At 70.1% G+C, this 15,200-nt stretch carries 14 protein-coding genes; 10 read left to right on the forward strand and 4 right to left on the reverse strand.

The window, feature by feature from the left end; translation table 11 throughout:
* The first annotated feature begins 256 nt into the window (after positions 1 to 256).
* The gene (locus tag OG959_RS30205; protein WP_326663563.1) at positions 257 to 3,892 is read left to right on the forward strand and encodes a discoidin domain-containing protein; all 3,636 of its coding nucleotides are present in this window, start codon (positions 257 to 259) and stop codon (positions 3,890 to 3,892) included.
* Positions 3,893 to 4,008: 116 nt separating this feature from the next.
* On the opposite strand, the gene OG959_RS30210 is transcribed toward OG959_RS30205, so the two are convergent.
* The 3 genes from OG959_RS30210 to OG959_RS30220 all read right to left on the reverse strand — a co-directional run bounded on the left by OG959_RS30210 (position 4,009) and on the right by OG959_RS30220 (position 6,798).
* The gene (locus OG959_RS30210; protein ID WP_326663565.1) at positions 4,009 to 5,022 is read right to left on the reverse strand and encodes a COX15/CtaA family protein; all 1,014 of its coding nucleotides are present in this window, start codon (positions 5,020 to 5,022) and stop codon (positions 4,009 to 4,011) included.
* Positions 5,023 to 5,086: 64 nt separating this feature from the next.
* Positions 5,087 to 5,854 (reverse strand): ABC transporter permease, encoded by a 768-nt coding sequence (locus tag OG959_RS30215; protein ID WP_326663567.1) that lies wholly within the window; start codon positions 5,852 to 5,854, stop codon positions 5,087 to 5,089.
* Entirely contained in the window at positions 5,851 to 6,798 is a 948-nt protein-coding gene (locus OG959_RS30220) for an ABC transporter ATP-binding protein (protein WP_326663569.1), read from the reverse strand. Before OG959_RS30220 ends, OG959_RS30215 begins: the two co-directional genes overlap by 4 nt.
* Positions 6,799 to 6,934: 136 nt before the next feature.
* Here OG959_RS30220 and OG959_RS30225 point away from each other — a divergent pair, with 136 nt between their 5' ends.
* The 9 genes from OG959_RS30225 to OG959_RS30265 all read left to right on the forward strand — a co-directional run bounded on the left by OG959_RS30225 (position 6,935) and on the right by OG959_RS30265 (position 13,958).
* A complete protein-coding gene (locus OG959_RS30225; protein WP_326663571.1) occupies positions 6,935 to 7,675 on the forward strand; it encodes a helix-turn-helix transcriptional regulator in 741 nt (246 codons plus the stop codon).
* Complete coding sequence (gene sufB / locus OG959_RS30230; RefSeq protein WP_136328638.1) at positions 7,672 to 9,093, forward strand: Fe-S cluster assembly protein SufB; 1,422 nt, start codon at positions 7,672 to 7,674, stop codon at positions 9,091 to 9,093. The genes OG959_RS30225 and sufB overlap by 4 nt, the downstream gene beginning before the upstream one ends.
* A gap of 63 nt (positions 9,094 to 9,156) precedes the next feature.
* Positions 9,157 to 10,338 carry a Fe-S cluster assembly protein SufD gene (gene sufD, locus OG959_RS30235; RefSeq protein ID WP_326663574.1) on the forward strand — a complete coding sequence of 394 codons (1,182 nt, stop codon included), beginning with the start codon at positions 9,157 to 9,159 and terminating at the stop codon, positions 10,336 to 10,338.
* Entirely contained in the window at positions 10,338 to 10,655 is a 318-nt protein-coding gene (locus tag OG959_RS30240) for a bifunctional 3-phenylpropionate/cinnamic acid dioxygenase ferredoxin subunit (protein WP_326663576.1), read from the forward strand. Before sufD ends, OG959_RS30240 begins: the two co-directional genes overlap by 1 nt.
* Before the next feature lie 7 nt (positions 10,656 to 10,662).
* A complete protein-coding gene (gene sufC, locus OG959_RS30245) occupies positions 10,663 to 11,427 on the forward strand; it encodes a Fe-S cluster assembly ATPase SufC (protein WP_326663577.1) in 765 nt (254 codons plus the stop codon).
* Positions 11,424 to 12,692 (forward strand): cysteine desulfurase, encoded by a 1,269-nt coding sequence (locus tag OG959_RS30250; protein WP_326663579.1) that lies wholly within the window; start codon positions 11,424 to 11,426, stop codon positions 12,690 to 12,692. Before sufC ends, OG959_RS30250 begins: the two co-directional genes overlap by 4 nt.
* 21 nt (positions 12,693 to 12,713) lie before the next feature.
* On the forward strand, positions 12,714 to 13,169 hold the full coding sequence (sufU, locus tag OG959_RS30255) for a Fe-S cluster assembly sulfur transfer protein SufU (RefSeq protein ID WP_024492621.1): 456 nt from the start codon (positions 12,714 to 12,716) through the stop codon (positions 13,167 to 13,169).
* A complete protein-coding gene (locus OG959_RS30260; RefSeq protein ID WP_093539690.1) occupies positions 13,166 to 13,504 on the forward strand; it encodes a metal-sulfur cluster assembly factor in 339 nt (112 codons plus the stop codon). Before sufU ends, OG959_RS30260 begins: the two co-directional genes overlap by 4 nt.
* Before the next feature lie 88 nt (positions 13,505 to 13,592).
* Positions 13,593 to 13,958, forward strand: a complete 366-nt coding sequence (locus tag OG959_RS30265; RefSeq protein WP_326663582.1) for a VOC family protein — start codon at positions 13,593 to 13,595, stop codon at positions 13,956 to 13,958.
* A gap of 34 nt (positions 13,959 to 13,992) precedes the next feature.
* Here the strand turns inward: OG959_RS30265 and OG959_RS30270 are convergent, their stop codons facing one another.
* Positions 13,993 to 15,123 carry a hypothetical protein gene (locus OG959_RS30270; protein WP_326663584.1) on the reverse strand — a complete coding sequence of 377 codons (1,131 nt, stop codon included), beginning with the start codon at positions 15,121 to 15,123 and terminating at the stop codon, positions 13,993 to 13,995.
* Positions 15,124 to 15,200 lie beyond the last annotated feature (77 nt).

Below are 15,200 nucleotides of genomic sequence, written 5' to 3' on the forward strand. Positions count from 1 at the left end.
GGCCCCACCCGTGAGTCGCCGTGCCACAGCCGCATCGTCCGGAGACCGGCGGCCCTCACGGGCCGGGCCGGTCCCACGGGCCTGCTCCCTCCCCACTTCGACCCCGGGCTCACCCCCGGAGTCTGACAACGTTGTCATTTCTTTTCAGTCCTCGCCCTTTCCCTTCAGCCAGGAGGCCGGAGTGCCGGAACAACCCGCTGACACACCTCTGGACAGCGACGTCAGGTCAGCAGTGGACAGCCCCGGAACGGAGCGCGTGCCCCCGTTCTCCCGGCGCCGGTTCCTCGCCGCCAACACCACGGTGCTGGCCGCCTTCGGCATCAGCGCCGCGCTGCCCGCCTCCCTCGCCGCCGCGGCCGACAGCAAGGACAGGCCCGGCCGGGCGGTGTCCGAGCTCGCGGCCGCCCGCCCGGTCAAGGTCTCCTCCACCGCTTACGCGGCCACCGCGCCGGAGTTCGCCGTCGACGGCATCGCCGTCCCGGGTGTCCGGGGAACGGGCTGGCGAGCCGGGCCCGGCGACCCGCAGTGGATCGCCGTGGGCCTCCAGGGCCGCTGCACCGTGGAATCGGTGGAGCTGGTCTTCGAGGCCTCCGTGGATGATCCGCCCTTCGTCCCCGGCACGGGCGGCAACCCCCGCGACGGCACGGACGGGACCGAGATCCTCTCCAGCTGCGCGGTCGCGTTCACCCTGGAGGTGTCCGACGACGAGCGGACGTGGACCACGGTGCACCGCGCCACCGACGGCCGCGGCGGCGCCATGACCGTCGTGCTCGGCAAGCCGGCCACCGCCCGCTGGGTCCGGCTGACCGTCACGAAGCGCTCCAACGACAATCCGCTCGGCCTCAACGGCTTCCGGATCCACGGCCGAGCCGCCGGCGGACGTCCCGCCGCCGAGAGCTGGACCGACTGGTCCATGCCGCGCACCCCGGCGCCCGCCCTGGCGGTGGCGGCCGACGGCACCGTGCCGCTCGAATCCGGCTGGGCGCTGACCATGGACGACTTCGCACCGGCCGACGACGGCGCGGCCGTCTCCGGCTCCGGCGTGGACACCGCCGGCTGGCTCCCGGCCACCGTCCCCGGCACCGTGCTCGCCTCCCTGGTCGAGCAGGGCCACCTGCCCGACCCGGTGACCGGCCTCAACAACCTCAAGGTGCCCGAGGCCCTGTCCCGCCACTCCTGGTGGTACCGGCGCGCGTTCCGGCTGCCGCGCGGTCTCGACAACGGCCGCGGCCGCCGGATCCGGCTGGAGTTCGACGGGATCAACCACGCGGCGCAGATCTGGCTGAACGGCACCCGGATCGGCTCCATGAGCCGTCCCTTCGCCCGGGAGTCCTTCGACGTCACCGACGCCCTGCACGACGACACCCGCGAGGACAACGTCCTGGCCGTACGGATCAGCCCCATGCCCCTTCCGGGCAGCCCGGCGGACAAGGGCCCCGGCGGCGAGTCCTGGCTCGACGCCGGCGCCACGATGATGATGCGCAACGGGCCGACCTATCTCTCCGTCTCCGGCTGGGACTGGATGCCCCCGGTGCGCGACCGGGCCGCGGGCATCTGGAACCACGTACGGCTGCGCTCCACCGGTACCGCCGTCCTGGGCGACCCGCAGATCACCACCACGCTGCCGGAGCTGCCCGCCCTCGACGTCGCCGAGGTCACCCTCACCGTCCCGGTCCGCAACACCGGCACCGAGGATCTGCGGGTCACCGTGCGCGCCGCGTTCGGCGACGTGCGGGTCGACACGTCCGTCACCGTGCCGGCCGGGAAGAGCGTCGACGCCGTCCTGGCACCGAAGGACCACCCCGCCCTGCGGGTGCGGCGACCGAAGCTCTGGTGGCCCAACGGCTACGGGAACCCCGATCTGTACGACCTCACGCTGAAGGCGGAGACCGGCGGAGCGGTCACCGACCGCCGCACCCTGCGCTTCGGCATCAGGGAGTTCGGCTACGCCTACGGCATGCCGGTCGACTTCGTCGCCGGACACGGCGGCCAGACCGTGGAGTTCGACGCCCGGCAGGCCCGCTATGTGCGCCTGGTCGGGACCGAGCGGGCGACCGACTGGGGCATGTCCCTGTGGTCGTTCTCGGTGTACGGCGACGCCGACCCTGCCAAGGACCTGGCCCGGGGGGCGACGGCCGAGGCCTCCTCGTCGGACGGCACCGGTCCCGCCTCCAGCGTGTTCGACGGCGACCGCACGACCCGCTGGTCCTCCGAGTTCGCCGACGGCGAGTGGATCCAGGCCGACCTCGGGTCCGCCGTGTCCGTGAACCGGGTGGTGATCGACTGGGAGACCGCGTACGCCCGGAAGTTCGTCATCCAGGTCTCCACGGACGGCCAGGAGTGGACCGAGGCCAAGAGCGTCGAACAGCCGCCGGTCCGCCAGCTGCAGATCACCGTCAACGGCACCCGGGTCTTCTGCCGCGGCGGCAACTGGGGCTACGACGAGCTGCTGCGCCGCGCCCTGGACGGCCGCACCGAGGACACCGTACGGATGCACCGTGACATGAACTTCACGATGATCCGCAACTGGGTGGGCAGCAGTAACCGTGAGGAGTTCTTCGCCGCCTGCGACGAGAACGGCCTGCTGGTCTGGAACGACTTCTGGAACGGCTGGTCCATGGACCCGCCGGACCACGCGGAGTACCTGCGCAACGCGCTGGACACCGTCCGCGCCTACCGCCACCACCCCAGCATCGTCGTGTGGTGCGGTTCCAACGAGGGCACCCCGCCCGCCGACATCGACACCGGAGTACGGGAACTCGTCACCGCCGAGGCACCCGGCATCCTCTACATGGGCAGCTCGGCCGACGGTGTGGTCAAGGGACGCGGCCCGTACAACTGGGTCGACCCGGTCTCGTACTTCCGGACCGGGGACTTCGGCTTCCACACCGAGATCGGCATGCCCGTCCTGCCCGTCGAGGAGTCGATGAAGAACCTCGTCGGCGACGAGAAGGCCTGGCCCATCGGCGATGTGTGGGGCGCCCACGACTGGGCGCGCAAGGGGAACCAGCAGCCGCAGGGCTATCAGGCGGCCATCGAGGAGCGGCTGGGTGCGGCGACGGGCCTGGCGGACTTCACCCGCAAGGCACAGCTGATCAACTACGAGAACGGCCGCGCGATGTTCGAGGCGTGGAACACCCGCCTCTGGGACAACGCCTCCGGACTGCTGCTGTGGATGTCGCACCCGGCCTGGCACAGCACCGTCTGGCAGACCTACGACTACGACCTGGACGTGAACGGCTTCTACCACGGCGTCCGCAAGGGCACCGAGCCCGTGCACGTCCAGGTGAACCCGGTCGACTGGCGGATCGGCGCGGTCAACCACACCACCCGCGCGATCAAGGGGGCGGCCGCCACCGCGACCCTGTACGACCTGCGGGGGCAGCGCCTGGGCAAGCCGGTGCACAGCACCCTCGACCTCGCACCGTCGGCCGCCGCGACCGGTGCGGCGGTGGGCTGGAGCGACGGGCTGCCGGCCCTGCACCTGCTGCGGCTGGAACTGCGGGACGCGCGCGGCACCGTCCTGTCGCGCAACACCTACTGGCGCTACCGCGAGGCCTCCGACCTGGGCGCGCTCAACAGGCTGGACCGCACCCGGGTCACGGTCCGCTCGCTGTCGGACGGTTCCGGACACGGCCGCGGGGCGGGCGGAAAGCTCAGGGCGGTCGTCCGCAACGACGGCGCCACCGTCGCGGCCATGGTGCGGCTGTCGCTGCGCGACCGGCGCACCGACCGGCGGGTGCTCCCGGCCTACTTCGGTGACAACTACCTCTGGCTGCTGCCGGGCGAGCAGCGGGAGATCGAGGCCGAATGGAGCCGCGACACCGAGGGGCGGGCCCGTCCCCGGCTGGTGGTGGAGGGGTACAACGTGTCGCGCTCGGTCACCGGGTAGCGGCCGGACGCCGGTTCCCGCGCGGGTCAGGCCGCGCGGGAACCGGAAGAGGTCCGGCCCGTGCCCCCGAGCGGGGGTACGGGCCGGACCTCGTGACACGTGAGTGACGGGGCGTCTCAGCCCGCCGTCGCCGGCTCCGGCTGCTCGGCCGCCGGCCCGGGCACCGGGGCGACGGCCACCGGCCGCTCGCGCAGCGACAGCAGGACGCGGACCACGCCGATCCAGACCAGGCACGAGCCGAACATGTGCACGCCGACCAGGATCTCGGGGGTGTCGTTGAAGTACTGCACGTACCCGATCACGCCCTGCGCCATCAGGATCGCGAACAGGTCCCGGACGCGGTGCAGCGGGCCCACGGGCGCGTCGACGGCCTTCAGGACGAACCAGAGCGCGACGGTCAGCGCCACCACGACCCACGCCAGGTCGGCGTGGAGCTGCGCGATCATCTTCCAGTCGATCGGGATGCGGTGGACGTCGCTGGAGTCACCGGCGTGCCGCCCGGCCCCCGTGACCACCGTGCCGACCGCGATCAGCAGCCCGGCGGCGACCGCCAGCAGCCAGGTGAGCTGCGCGACGGCCTTGCCCACCAGCGGACGCGGCGCCTCGTCGCCCTCCCCGACCCGCTGCCAGGTCACCAGGGCGATCGTGAGCAGCGCGGTGGACAGCAGGAAGTGCGCCGCGACGGTGTACGGGTTGAGACCGACGAGGACGACGATGCCGCCGAGCACGGCGTTGCCCATGACCACCCAGAACTGCGTCCAGCCGAGCCGGGTGAGGCTGCGGCGCCACGGCTCGGCGGACCGGGCGGCGATGATCGCCCACCCGACCGCCGCGCAGAGGACGTAGGTGAGCATCCGGTTGCCGAACTCGATGGCGCCGTGGAAGCCCATGGCGCTGGTCGCCGTCAGGCTGTCGTCGGTGCACTTGGGCCAGGTCGGGCAGCCGAGGCCGGAACCGGTCAGCCGCACGGCACCACCGGTGACGACGATGACGACGGTCATGACGACCGCCGACATCGCCGCACGGCGGACGGTCCGGGGGGACGGCGTCCAGCGCTCGGCGATGTAGAGGAGCGGGTTCCGCACGGCTTGAGCGACTTCGGCTCGGGTCAGCTTGGGCACGCGCACCATCGTAGGCGGCCGCTTGTGCAAGCTTTCACGAGGGGGACGAATCGTGCCCCATGAGTGTCAGGGCTCACTCCCAGCGGAAGAACCTCGCCGCCGCGCCAAGCCCCAGCACCGTCCACACGGCCAGGATCCCCAGGTCGCCCCACGGCATGGCGGCGCCGTGCTGCAGCACGTCCCGCAGCCCGTCCGAGAGGGCCGCGATCGGCAGCAGGCCCAGCACCGACTGCGCCGCGTCCGGGAACTTGTCCAGCGGCACGATGACCCCGCCGCCGACCAGCAGCAGCAGGAAGACGAGGTTGGCGGCGGCCAGCGTGGCCTCCGCCTTCAGCGTCCCGGCCATCAGCAGGCCGAGCCCGGAGAACGCGGCGGTGCCGAGGACCAGGAGCAGCAGCACGGCGAACGGGTTGCCGTGCGGCGACCAGCCCAGCGCGAAGGCGATCACCGTCAGCAGCACGACCTGGAGCACCTCGGTGACCAGGACCGCGAGCGTCTTGGCGGTCATCAGCCCCCACCGGGGCAGCGGCGAGGCGGCGAGCCGCTTGAGCACGCCGTAGCGCCGCTCGAAGCCGGTGGCGATGGCCTGGCCGGTGAACGCCGTGGACATCACGGCGAGGGCGAGGATGCCGGGTGTCAGGAAGTCGACCGACTCGCCCGAGCCGGTGTCCACGATGTCGACCGCGCTGAACAGCACGAGCAGGAGCGTCGGGATGATCACCGTCAGCAGCAGCTGCTCGCCGTTGCGCAGCAGCATCCGGGTCTCCAGCGCGGTCTGCGCGGCGATCATGCGGGGCAGCGGGGCCGCGCCCGGCCGCGGGGCGTACGTACCGGCGCTCATGCGCGCAGCTCCTTGCCGGTCAGTTCGAGGAAGACGTCCTCCAGGGTGTGGCGCTCGACGGAGATGCCGGAGGGCATCACGCCGTGCTGGGCGCACCAGGAGGTCACGGTGGCCAGCAGCTGCGGATCGACGTCTCCGGTGATGCGGTACGCGCCGGTGGCGAGCTCCGCGGCCTCGGTGCCGTCGGGCAGGGCCTTCAGCAGGGAGCCGAGGTCGAGGCCGGGGCGGCCGGTGAAGCGCAGGGTGTTCTCGGCGCCGCCGCGGCACAGGGCCTCGGGGCTGCCCTGGGTGAGGAGCCGGCCGGCGTCGATGATGGCGACGTCGTCGGCGAGCTCCTCGGCCTCGTCCATGAAGTGGGTGGTCAAAACGACGGAGACCCCGTCGGCGCGGAGCTCGCGCACGAGGTCCCACGTGGAGCGGCGGGCCTGCGGGTCGAGGCCGGCGGTCGGCTCGTCCAGGAAGACCAGCTCGGGGCGGCCGACGACGGCCATCGCCAGGGCGAGCCGCTGCTGCTGGCCGCCGGAGAGCCGGCGGTAGGTGGTGCGCCCGCAGCCGCCGAGGCCCAGACGCTCGATGAGTGCGTCCACGTCCAGGGGGTGGGCGTGCAGTCTCGCCATGTGGCGGAGCATCTCGTCGGCGCGCGCGCCTGAGTAGACGCCGCCCGACTGGAGCATCACGCCGATGCGGGGACGCAGCCGCGCCGCGTCGGCGACCGGGTCGAGGCCGAGGACCCGGACCGTGCCGTCATCCGGGCGGCGGTATCCCTCGCAGGTCTCGATCGTGGTGGTCTTGCCCGCGCCGTTGGGGCCGAGGACCGCGGTGACCGCGCCGGCCCGGACGTCCAGGTCGAGGCCGTCCACCGCGGCTTTGCTGCCGTACCGCTTGACCAGGCCGCGGACCTGGACGACCGGGCCGGAGGGGGGTGGGGCGGGCTCGCTCTTCATGGGCGGTAAGTCTAGGCAGCCGCCCGGGAGGGCCCGGTCCGGGGGCTTGATTAGGTAACCCTAAGTGATGGATTCCACCCTTGATCGTTCCGGACCGTGGTTGTCAGGGCCGGATGAATTACGCAACAATGGCGTTGTGAAATACATGGGCGAGGCTCCTCAGGAGGAACTCGCGACCGGTGAGCGCTCGACGCGCAACCGGGTCGCGCGCTCCATCCTGGACCACGGCCCGTCCACCGTCGCCGACCTGGCGAAGCGGCTGGGGCTCACCCAGGCGGCGGTCCGCCGCCACCTCGACGCCCTCGTCGCCGACGACGTCGTGGAGGCCCGCGAACAGCGGGTTTACGGGGCGCGGACCCGGGGCCGTCCGGCCAAGGTGTTCGCCCTGACCGACTGCGGCCGGGACGCCTTCGACCAGTCGTACGACAAGCTTGCCGCGGACGCCCTGCGCTGGATCGCCGAGACTTCGGGCGACGAAGCGGTCATGGTGTTCGCCCGGGCAAGGATCGCCGGCCAGTCGGCCGCCTATCGCGCGGCCGTCGAGGCCGCGGAGCCGGAAGCCCGGACGGAGGCGCTGGCCAAGGCCTTGTCCGCCGACGGGTACGCTGCTACGGCGCGCAGCGCGCCGGGCCCGCAGCAGGGTGAGCAGCTGTGTCAGCACCACTGCCCGGTCGCACATGTCGCCGAGCAGTACCCGCAGCTGTGCGAGGCGGAGACGGAGTTCTTCTCCAGCCTCCTGGGGACCCATGTGCAGCGTCTGGCCACCATCGCCCACGGCGACGGGGTGTGTACGACGTACATTCCGCGCAGCGGCCACCCCACCCCACAGACCACTGATTCAGCATCTGCAAGAACGGCCGGGAGGAACCCCGCATGACGCTCCCTACGGAGACTGCCCACCCTGAGCTCGATGGCCTGGGCACGTACGAATTCGGCTGGGCCGACTCCGACGCGGCAGGCGCAGCGGCCAAGCGCGGCCTCTCCGAGGCCGTCGTCCGCGACATCTCGGAGAAGAAGAACGAGCCGGAGTGGATGCTGAAGCTGCGGCTCAAGGGCCTCAAGCTCTTCGGCAAGAAGCCCATGCCGAACTGGGGCTCGGACCTGTCGGGCATCGACTTCGACAACATCAAGTACTTCGTGCGCTCCACGGAGAAGCAGGCGGAGTCCTGGGAGGACCTGCCCGAGGACATCAAGAACACGTACGACAAGCTCGGCATCCCGGAGGCGGAGAAGCAGCGCCTCGTCGCCGGTGTCGCCGCGCAGTACGAGTCCGAGGTCGTCTACCACCAGATCAACGAGGAGCTGGAGGCGCAGGGTGTCATCTTCATGGACACCGACACCGCGCTGAAGGAGCACCCGGAGCTCTTCAAGGAGTACTTCGGCACCGTCATCCCCGTCGGTGACAACAAGTTCGCCTCGCTGAACTCGGCGGTGTGGTCCGGTGGCTCGTTCATCTACGTGCCGAAGGGCGTGCACGTGGAGATCCCGCTCCAGGCCTACTTCCGTATCAACACGGAGAACATGGGCCAGTTCGAGCGGACGCTGATCATCGTCGACGAGGACGCCTACGTCCACTACGTCGAGGGCTGCACCGCGCCGATCTACTCCTCGGACTCCCTGCACTCCGCGGTCGTCGAGATCATCGTGAAGAAGGGCGGCCGCTGCCGCTACACGACGATCCAGAACTGGTCGAACAACGTCTACAACCTGGTGACCAAGCGCGCCGTCGCCTACGAGGGCGCGACGATGGAGTGGGTCGACGGCAACATCGGCTCCAAGGTCACCATGAAGTACCCGGCCGTCTACCTCATGGGCGAGCACGCCAAGGGCGAGACCCTGTCCATCGCCTTCGCGGGCGAGGGCCAGCACCAGGACGCCGGCGCCAAGATGGTCCACATGGCTCCGAACACCTCGTCGAACATCGTCTCCAAGTCGGTGGCACGAGGCGGCGGCCGTACCTCCTACCGCGGTCTCATCGAGATCGGCGAGGGCGCGCCCGGCTCGAAGTCCAATGTGCTGTGCGACGCGCTGCTGGTCGACACCATCTCGCGCTCCGACACCTACCCGTACGTCGACGTCCGCGAGGACGACGTGTCGATGGGGCACGAGGCGACCGTCTCCAAGGTCTCCGAGGACCAGCTCTTCTACCTGATGAGCCGCGGCATGACCGAGTTCGAGGCGATGGCGATGATCGTGCGCGGCTTCGTCGAGCCGATCGCGAAGGAACTCCCGATGGAGTACGCCCTCGAACTCAACCGGCTGATCGAGCTGCAGATGGAGGGTTCGGTCGGCTAGTACGCCGATCGCCCGGATCCCCCTGATATCTGTCCGACTGAGAAAGAGAGCACCACGACAGCCATGGCTGAGGCTCAGAACATCCCTGCGGGCTCCACGACCGCCGGGTCCATCGCGGTGGCCGCCGAGTCGACCGTCGCCACGCGCATGAGCGCGCCCCCGTCCTTCGACGTCGCGGACTTCCCGGTCCCGCACGGTCGCGAGGAGGAGTGGCGGTTCACGCCGCTGGAGCGGCTGCGCGGGCTGCATGACGGCACGGCCGTCGCGGGCGGCGGCGGCGTGAAGGTCGCCATCGAGGCGCCCGCGGGCGTCACGGTCGAGACCGTCGGCCGCGACGACGCACGCCTCGGCAAGGCCGGTACGCCGGTGGACCGGGTCGCCGCGCAGGCGTACTCGTCCTTCGAGCAGGCCTCCGTCGTCACCGTCGCCAAGGAAGCCGTGCTCACCGAGCCGATCCGGATCGCCGTGCACGGCGAGGGCGGTGTGGCCTACGGCCACCAGGTCATCGAGCTGGGCGCCTTCGCGGAGGCCGTCGTCGTCATCGACCACACCGGTGACGCGGTGCTCGCCGCCAACGTCGACTACGTCCTCGGCGACGGGGCGAAGCTGACCGTCGTCTCCGTCCAGGACTGGGACGAGCAGGCCGTCCACGTCGGCCAGCACAACGCGCTGGTCGGCCGCGACGCCTCCTTCAAGTCCATCATCGTCACCTTCGGCGGCGACCTCGTCCGGCTCCACCCGCGGATCGCCTACGCGGGCCCGGGCGGCGAGGCCGAGCTCTTCGGTCTGTACTTCACCGACAAGGGCCAGCACCAGGAGCACCGCCTCCTGGTCGACCACAACACCCCGCACTGCAAGTCCAACGTGGCCTACAAGGGCGCGCTGCAGGGCGACGGCGCCCACGCCGTATGGATCGGCGACGTCCTCATCCAGGCCGCGGCCGAGGGCACCGACACCTACGAGATGAACCGCAACCTGGTCCTCACGGACGGTGCGCGGGTCGACTCGGTGCCGAACCTGGAGATCGAGACCGGCGAGATCGTCGGCGCCGGTCACGCCTCCGCGACCGGCCGTTTCGACGACGAGCAGCTGTTCTACCTCCAGTCCCGCGGTATCCCGGCCGAGGAGGCCCGCCGCCTCGTCGTGCGCGGCTTCTTCGCCGAGCTGGTCCAGCAGATCGGTCTGCCGGACGTCGAAGCCCGCCTCCTCGACAAGATCGAGACCGAGCTGAAGGCGTCGGTCTGATGACCTTCGTCAAGGCGTGCGCGCTGAGCGAGCTGGAGGACGACACCCCGAAAAGGGTGGAGCTCGACGGCACGCCGGTGTCCGTCGTCCGCACCGAGGGCGAGGTGTTCGCGATCAACGACATCTGCTCGCACGCGAACGTGTCGCTGTCCGAGGGGGAGGTCGAGGACTGCATGATCGAGTGCTGGCTGCACGGATCGAGCTTCGACCTCCGCACCGGCAAGCCGTCCGGCCTTCCCGCGACGCGCCCCGTCCCCGTATACCCCGTCAAGATCCAAGGGGACGATGTGCTCGTCTCCGTCACCCAGGAGTCCTGAGTCACCCATGGCAACGCTTGAAATCCGCGACCTGCACGTCACCGTCGAGGCCGACAACGCCACGAAGGAGATCCTCAAGGGCGTCGACCTGACCGTGAAGCAGGGCGAGACCCACGCCATCATGGGCCCCAACGGGTCCGGCAAGTCCACCCTCGCGTACTCGCTGGCGGGTCACCCCAAGTACACGATCACCAGCGGCACGGTGACCCTGGACGGCGAGAACGTCCTGGACATGACCGTCGACGAGCGCGCCCGCGCCGGGCTGTTCCTCGCCATGCAGTACCCGGTCGAGATCCCCGGTGTCTCGGTCTCCAACTTCCTGCGTACCTCCGCCACCGCCGTCCGCGGCGAGGCACCCAAGCTGCGTACCTGGGTGAAGGAGGTCAAGGAGACGATGGCCGGTCTCCAGATGGACCCGGCGTTCGCCGAGCGCAACGTCAACGAGGGCTTCTCCGGCGGTGAGAAGAAGCGCCACGAGATCCTTCAGCTCGAGCTCCTCAAGCCGAAGATCGCGATCCTCGACGAGACCGACTCCGGCCTGGACGTCGACGCGCTGAAGACCGTCTCCGAAGGAGTCAACCGGGTCCGCGAGTCCGGCGAGGTCGGCACCCTGCTGATCACGCACTACACGCGGATCCTCCGGTACATCAAGCCCGACTTCGTGCACGTCTTCGCCAACGGCCGGATCGCCGAGTCCGGCGGCGCCGAGCTCGCGGACAAGCTGGAGGACGAGGGCTACGAGGCCTACACGAAGGGTGGCGCTTCCGCGTGACTGATGCCCGACAGGGGCTCTCCGGCCTCCTCGACACCGAGGCGATCCGCAAGGACTTCCCGATCCTGGACCGCACGGTCCACGACGGCAAGAAGATCGTGTACCTGGACAGCGCGGCGACCTCGCAGAAGCCGCGCCAGGTGCTCGATGCCCTCAACGAGTACTACGAGCGGCACAACGCCAATGTGCACCGCGGCGTGTACACGATCGCGGAGGAGGCCACGGCGCTGTACGAGGGCGCCCGTGACAAGGTCGCCGCGTTCATCAACGCGCCCAGCCGCAACGAGGTGATCTTCACCAAGAACGCCTCGGAGTCGCTCAACCTCGTGGCCAACATGCTCGGCTGGGCCGATGAGCCCTACCGGGTCGACCACGAGACCGAGATCGTCACCACGGAGATGGAGCACCACTCCAACATCGTGCCGTGGCAGCTGCTCTCGCAGCGCACGGGCGCGAAGCTGAAGTGGTTCGGCATCACGGACGACGGCCGGCTGGACCTGTCCAACATCGACGAGATCATCACCGAGAAGACGAAGATCGTCTCCTTCACGCTGGTCTCGAACATCATGGGCACGATCAACCCGGTCGAGCAGATCGTCCGGCGCGCCCAGGAGGTCGGTGCACTGGTCTGCATCGACGCCTCGCAGGCCGCCCCGCACATGGTGCTCGACGTGCAGGCGCTGCAGGCCGACTTCGTGGCCTTCACCGGTCACAAGATGGTCGGCCCGACCGGCATCGGCGTGCTCTGGGGACGGCAGGAACTCCTGGAGGACCTGCCGCCGTTCCTCGGTGGCGGCGAGATGATCGAGACCGTGTCGATGCACTCGTCGACCTACGCTCCCGCGCCGCACAAGTTCGAGGCCGGTACGCCCCCGATCGCCCAGGCCGTCGGCCTCGGTGCGGCCGTGGACTACCTCTCGGCGATCGGCATGGAGAACATCCACCGTCATGAGCAGGCCATCACCGCCTACGCGGTGAAGCGCCTGCTGGAGGTCCCGGACCTCAGGATCATCGGTCCGGCCACCGCGGAGGACCGCGGCGCCACGATCTCCTTCACGCTCGGCGACATCCACCCGCACGACGTGGGCCAGGTGCTCGACGAGGAGGGCATCGCGGTCCGGGTCGGACACCACTGCGCACGGCCGGTCTGCCTGCGGTACGGAATTCCTGCGACGACGCGAGCGTCGTTCTATCTGTACTCCACGCCCGCCGAGGTCGACGCCCTGGTGGACGGTCTGAACCACGTCCGGAACTTTTTCGGTTAGACAGCGGCTGAGGGTTGACTGGTGAAGCTTGATTCCATGTACCAGGAAGTGATCCTGGACCACTACAAGCACCCCCACGGGCGCGGCCTGCGGGACGGCGACGCCGAGGTGCATCACGTCAATCCGACGTGTGGTGACGAGATCACGTTGCGGGTGCGGTACGACGGCGAGACGATCGCCGATGTGAGTTACGAGGGCCAGGGCTGCTCCATCAGCCAGGCCAGCGCCTCCGTGCTGAACGAGCTGCTGGTCGGCAAGGAACTGGGCGAGGCCCAGAAGATCCAGGCCGCGTTCCTGGAGCTGATGCAGTCCAAGGGACAGCTGGAGCCGGACGATGCGATGGAGGAGGTGCTGGAGGACGCGGTCGCGTTCGCCGGTGTCTCCAAGTACCCGGCCCGGGTCAAGTGCGCGCTGCTGAGCTGGATGGCGTGGAAGGACGCGACGGCGAAAGCGCTGTCCGAAGGGAAGACGGCATGAGCGACAACGAGACTCTCACCACCAAGCCTGCCTCCGAGGAGGAGGTCCGCGAGGCGCTGTACGACGTCGTCGACCCCGAGCTGGGCATCGATGTCGTCAACCTGGGCCTGATCTACGGCATCCACATCGACGACGCCAACATCGCGACGCTCGACATGACCCTGACGTCCGCGGCCTGCCCGCTGACCGACGTCATCGAGGACCAGGCGAAGTCCGCCACCGACGGCATCGTCAACGAACTCCGGATCAACTGGGTCTGGATGCCGCCGTGGGGCCCGGACAAGATCACGGACGACGGCCGCGAGCAGCTGCGCGCACTGGGCTTCAACGTCTGAGCACTCCGGACGCGACCGGCTGGGCCTTCCGGGTCCATCTCGCCGGTTCGTACCCGGACGGCCATGCCCGCCAGGCAGACTGGCGGGCATGGCCGTTTCCTTTTACAGCATCGTCGTCGACGCCCGTGACCTTCCCTCGCTCGCCCGCTTCTGGTGCGGAGTGCTCGACTGGGAGGTGCTCTTCGAGGCGGACGACGAGATCGTCATCGGCGCGGACAAGGACGCGCTGCCGGGCATCACCTTCGTCCCCGTGCCCGAGGCGAAGGAGATCAAGAACCGGCTGCACATCGACCTGGCCCCCGACGACCAGGACGCCGAGGTCGAGCGCATCATCGCGCTCGGTGCCCGGCGTACCGACGTCGGCCAGCCGGGCAGCGCGACCTTTGTGGTGCTGGAGGACCCCGAGGGCAACGAGTTCTGTGTGCTGTCCCCGAAGAACTCGCTCATCGACTGAGTGTCCCGCCGACGAGCGACGCCTCCGGGGGCCACTACTCCGTGTACTGCGGCGGCACCGCGGCGGCCTCGGCGAGTGCGGGCCCGAGGTCCTCGGTGCGGATCCGGCGATCGACGTACAGCAGTCCGGTCACCAGCGGCGGGAAGGTGGCCACGACCAGCTGCGAGACCAGCTGGCCGATCAGGATGGACAGCACATAGCCGCCGACGGCGACGATGACCGCCGCCGGATTCGGGTCGTCGCCCAGGTTCACCGAGCCGAGCATGCCGGAGAACAGGCCGAGCATCGAGAACGGGATCTGGATCAGATAGCCGGCGAACCCGGCGACGGCGCCGGCCAGCAGCGTGATCCCGAAGATCCGCCACCAGTCCCCGCGCACCAGCCCGGACGAGCGGCGGATGGCCCCGATCGGGCCCTGGTTCTCGAAGACGACGACGGAGGGGGCCAGGCTGAACTTCACCCAGAGCCAGGTCGCCAGTGGTGCCGTCGCGAGCGCGCCCAGGACGCCGATCACGGTCACGGCGATCTGCCAGCCGCCACTGTCCGTGCTCAGCGTGGCGATCACGATGGCGACGAATCCGGCCCAGGCGAGCAGGACCGGGACGAGCACGATCAGCCAGGTCAGCAGGACCGTTCCGATGACGGCGGGCAGTCGGCTCCAGGCCCGCCGCCAGACGGCGGAGAACGTGGCCGGACGGCCCAGGACCGCCTCCTGGAGGACCGCGGGCACCGCCGTGTACATCAGGGCCGTGGAGATCGCGGCGGCGATCAGGCCCACCAACGCGACCGAGCCGAAGGCGACGACCAGCGGTACCCAGTCCTCGGTGCGCGGGTCCTCGTCGGCGCCGAGCGCCAGGATCCGGTCAAGGTGGCCGGCGACTGCCGAGTACGCGATCGCGGCGGCGGTCAGCACCACGGCCAGCGCCCCGCCGTACGCGGCCGCACCGACGCCGAGCAGCTGCTTGCCGTAGCGGCCGACGGTGGTGAACGCGCCGTTCATGACATCCCCGAGCCGCATCGGGCCCAGGGGCACCACCCCGGGCTTCGGCGGCACCCAGCCACCGCCCAAGCCACCGCCCCAGCCGCCCCAGCCGGGCGGTCCCGGAGGTCCCCCGTACGGCGCACCCCCGTACGCACCGCCACCCCACCCTGCGTCCTGCGCCACTGCTGCTCCGTCGGTCAGTCGATCATGATCTGGCATGTACTGGACGGACCACGGTAGCGCTCCTGTCACCCGTACGG

The organism is Streptomyces sp. NBC_00385 (assembly GCF_035917155.1).
GTDB classification, from domain to species: Bacteria; Actinomycetota; Actinomycetes; order Streptomycetales; family Streptomycetaceae; genus Streptomyces; species Streptomyces poriferorum.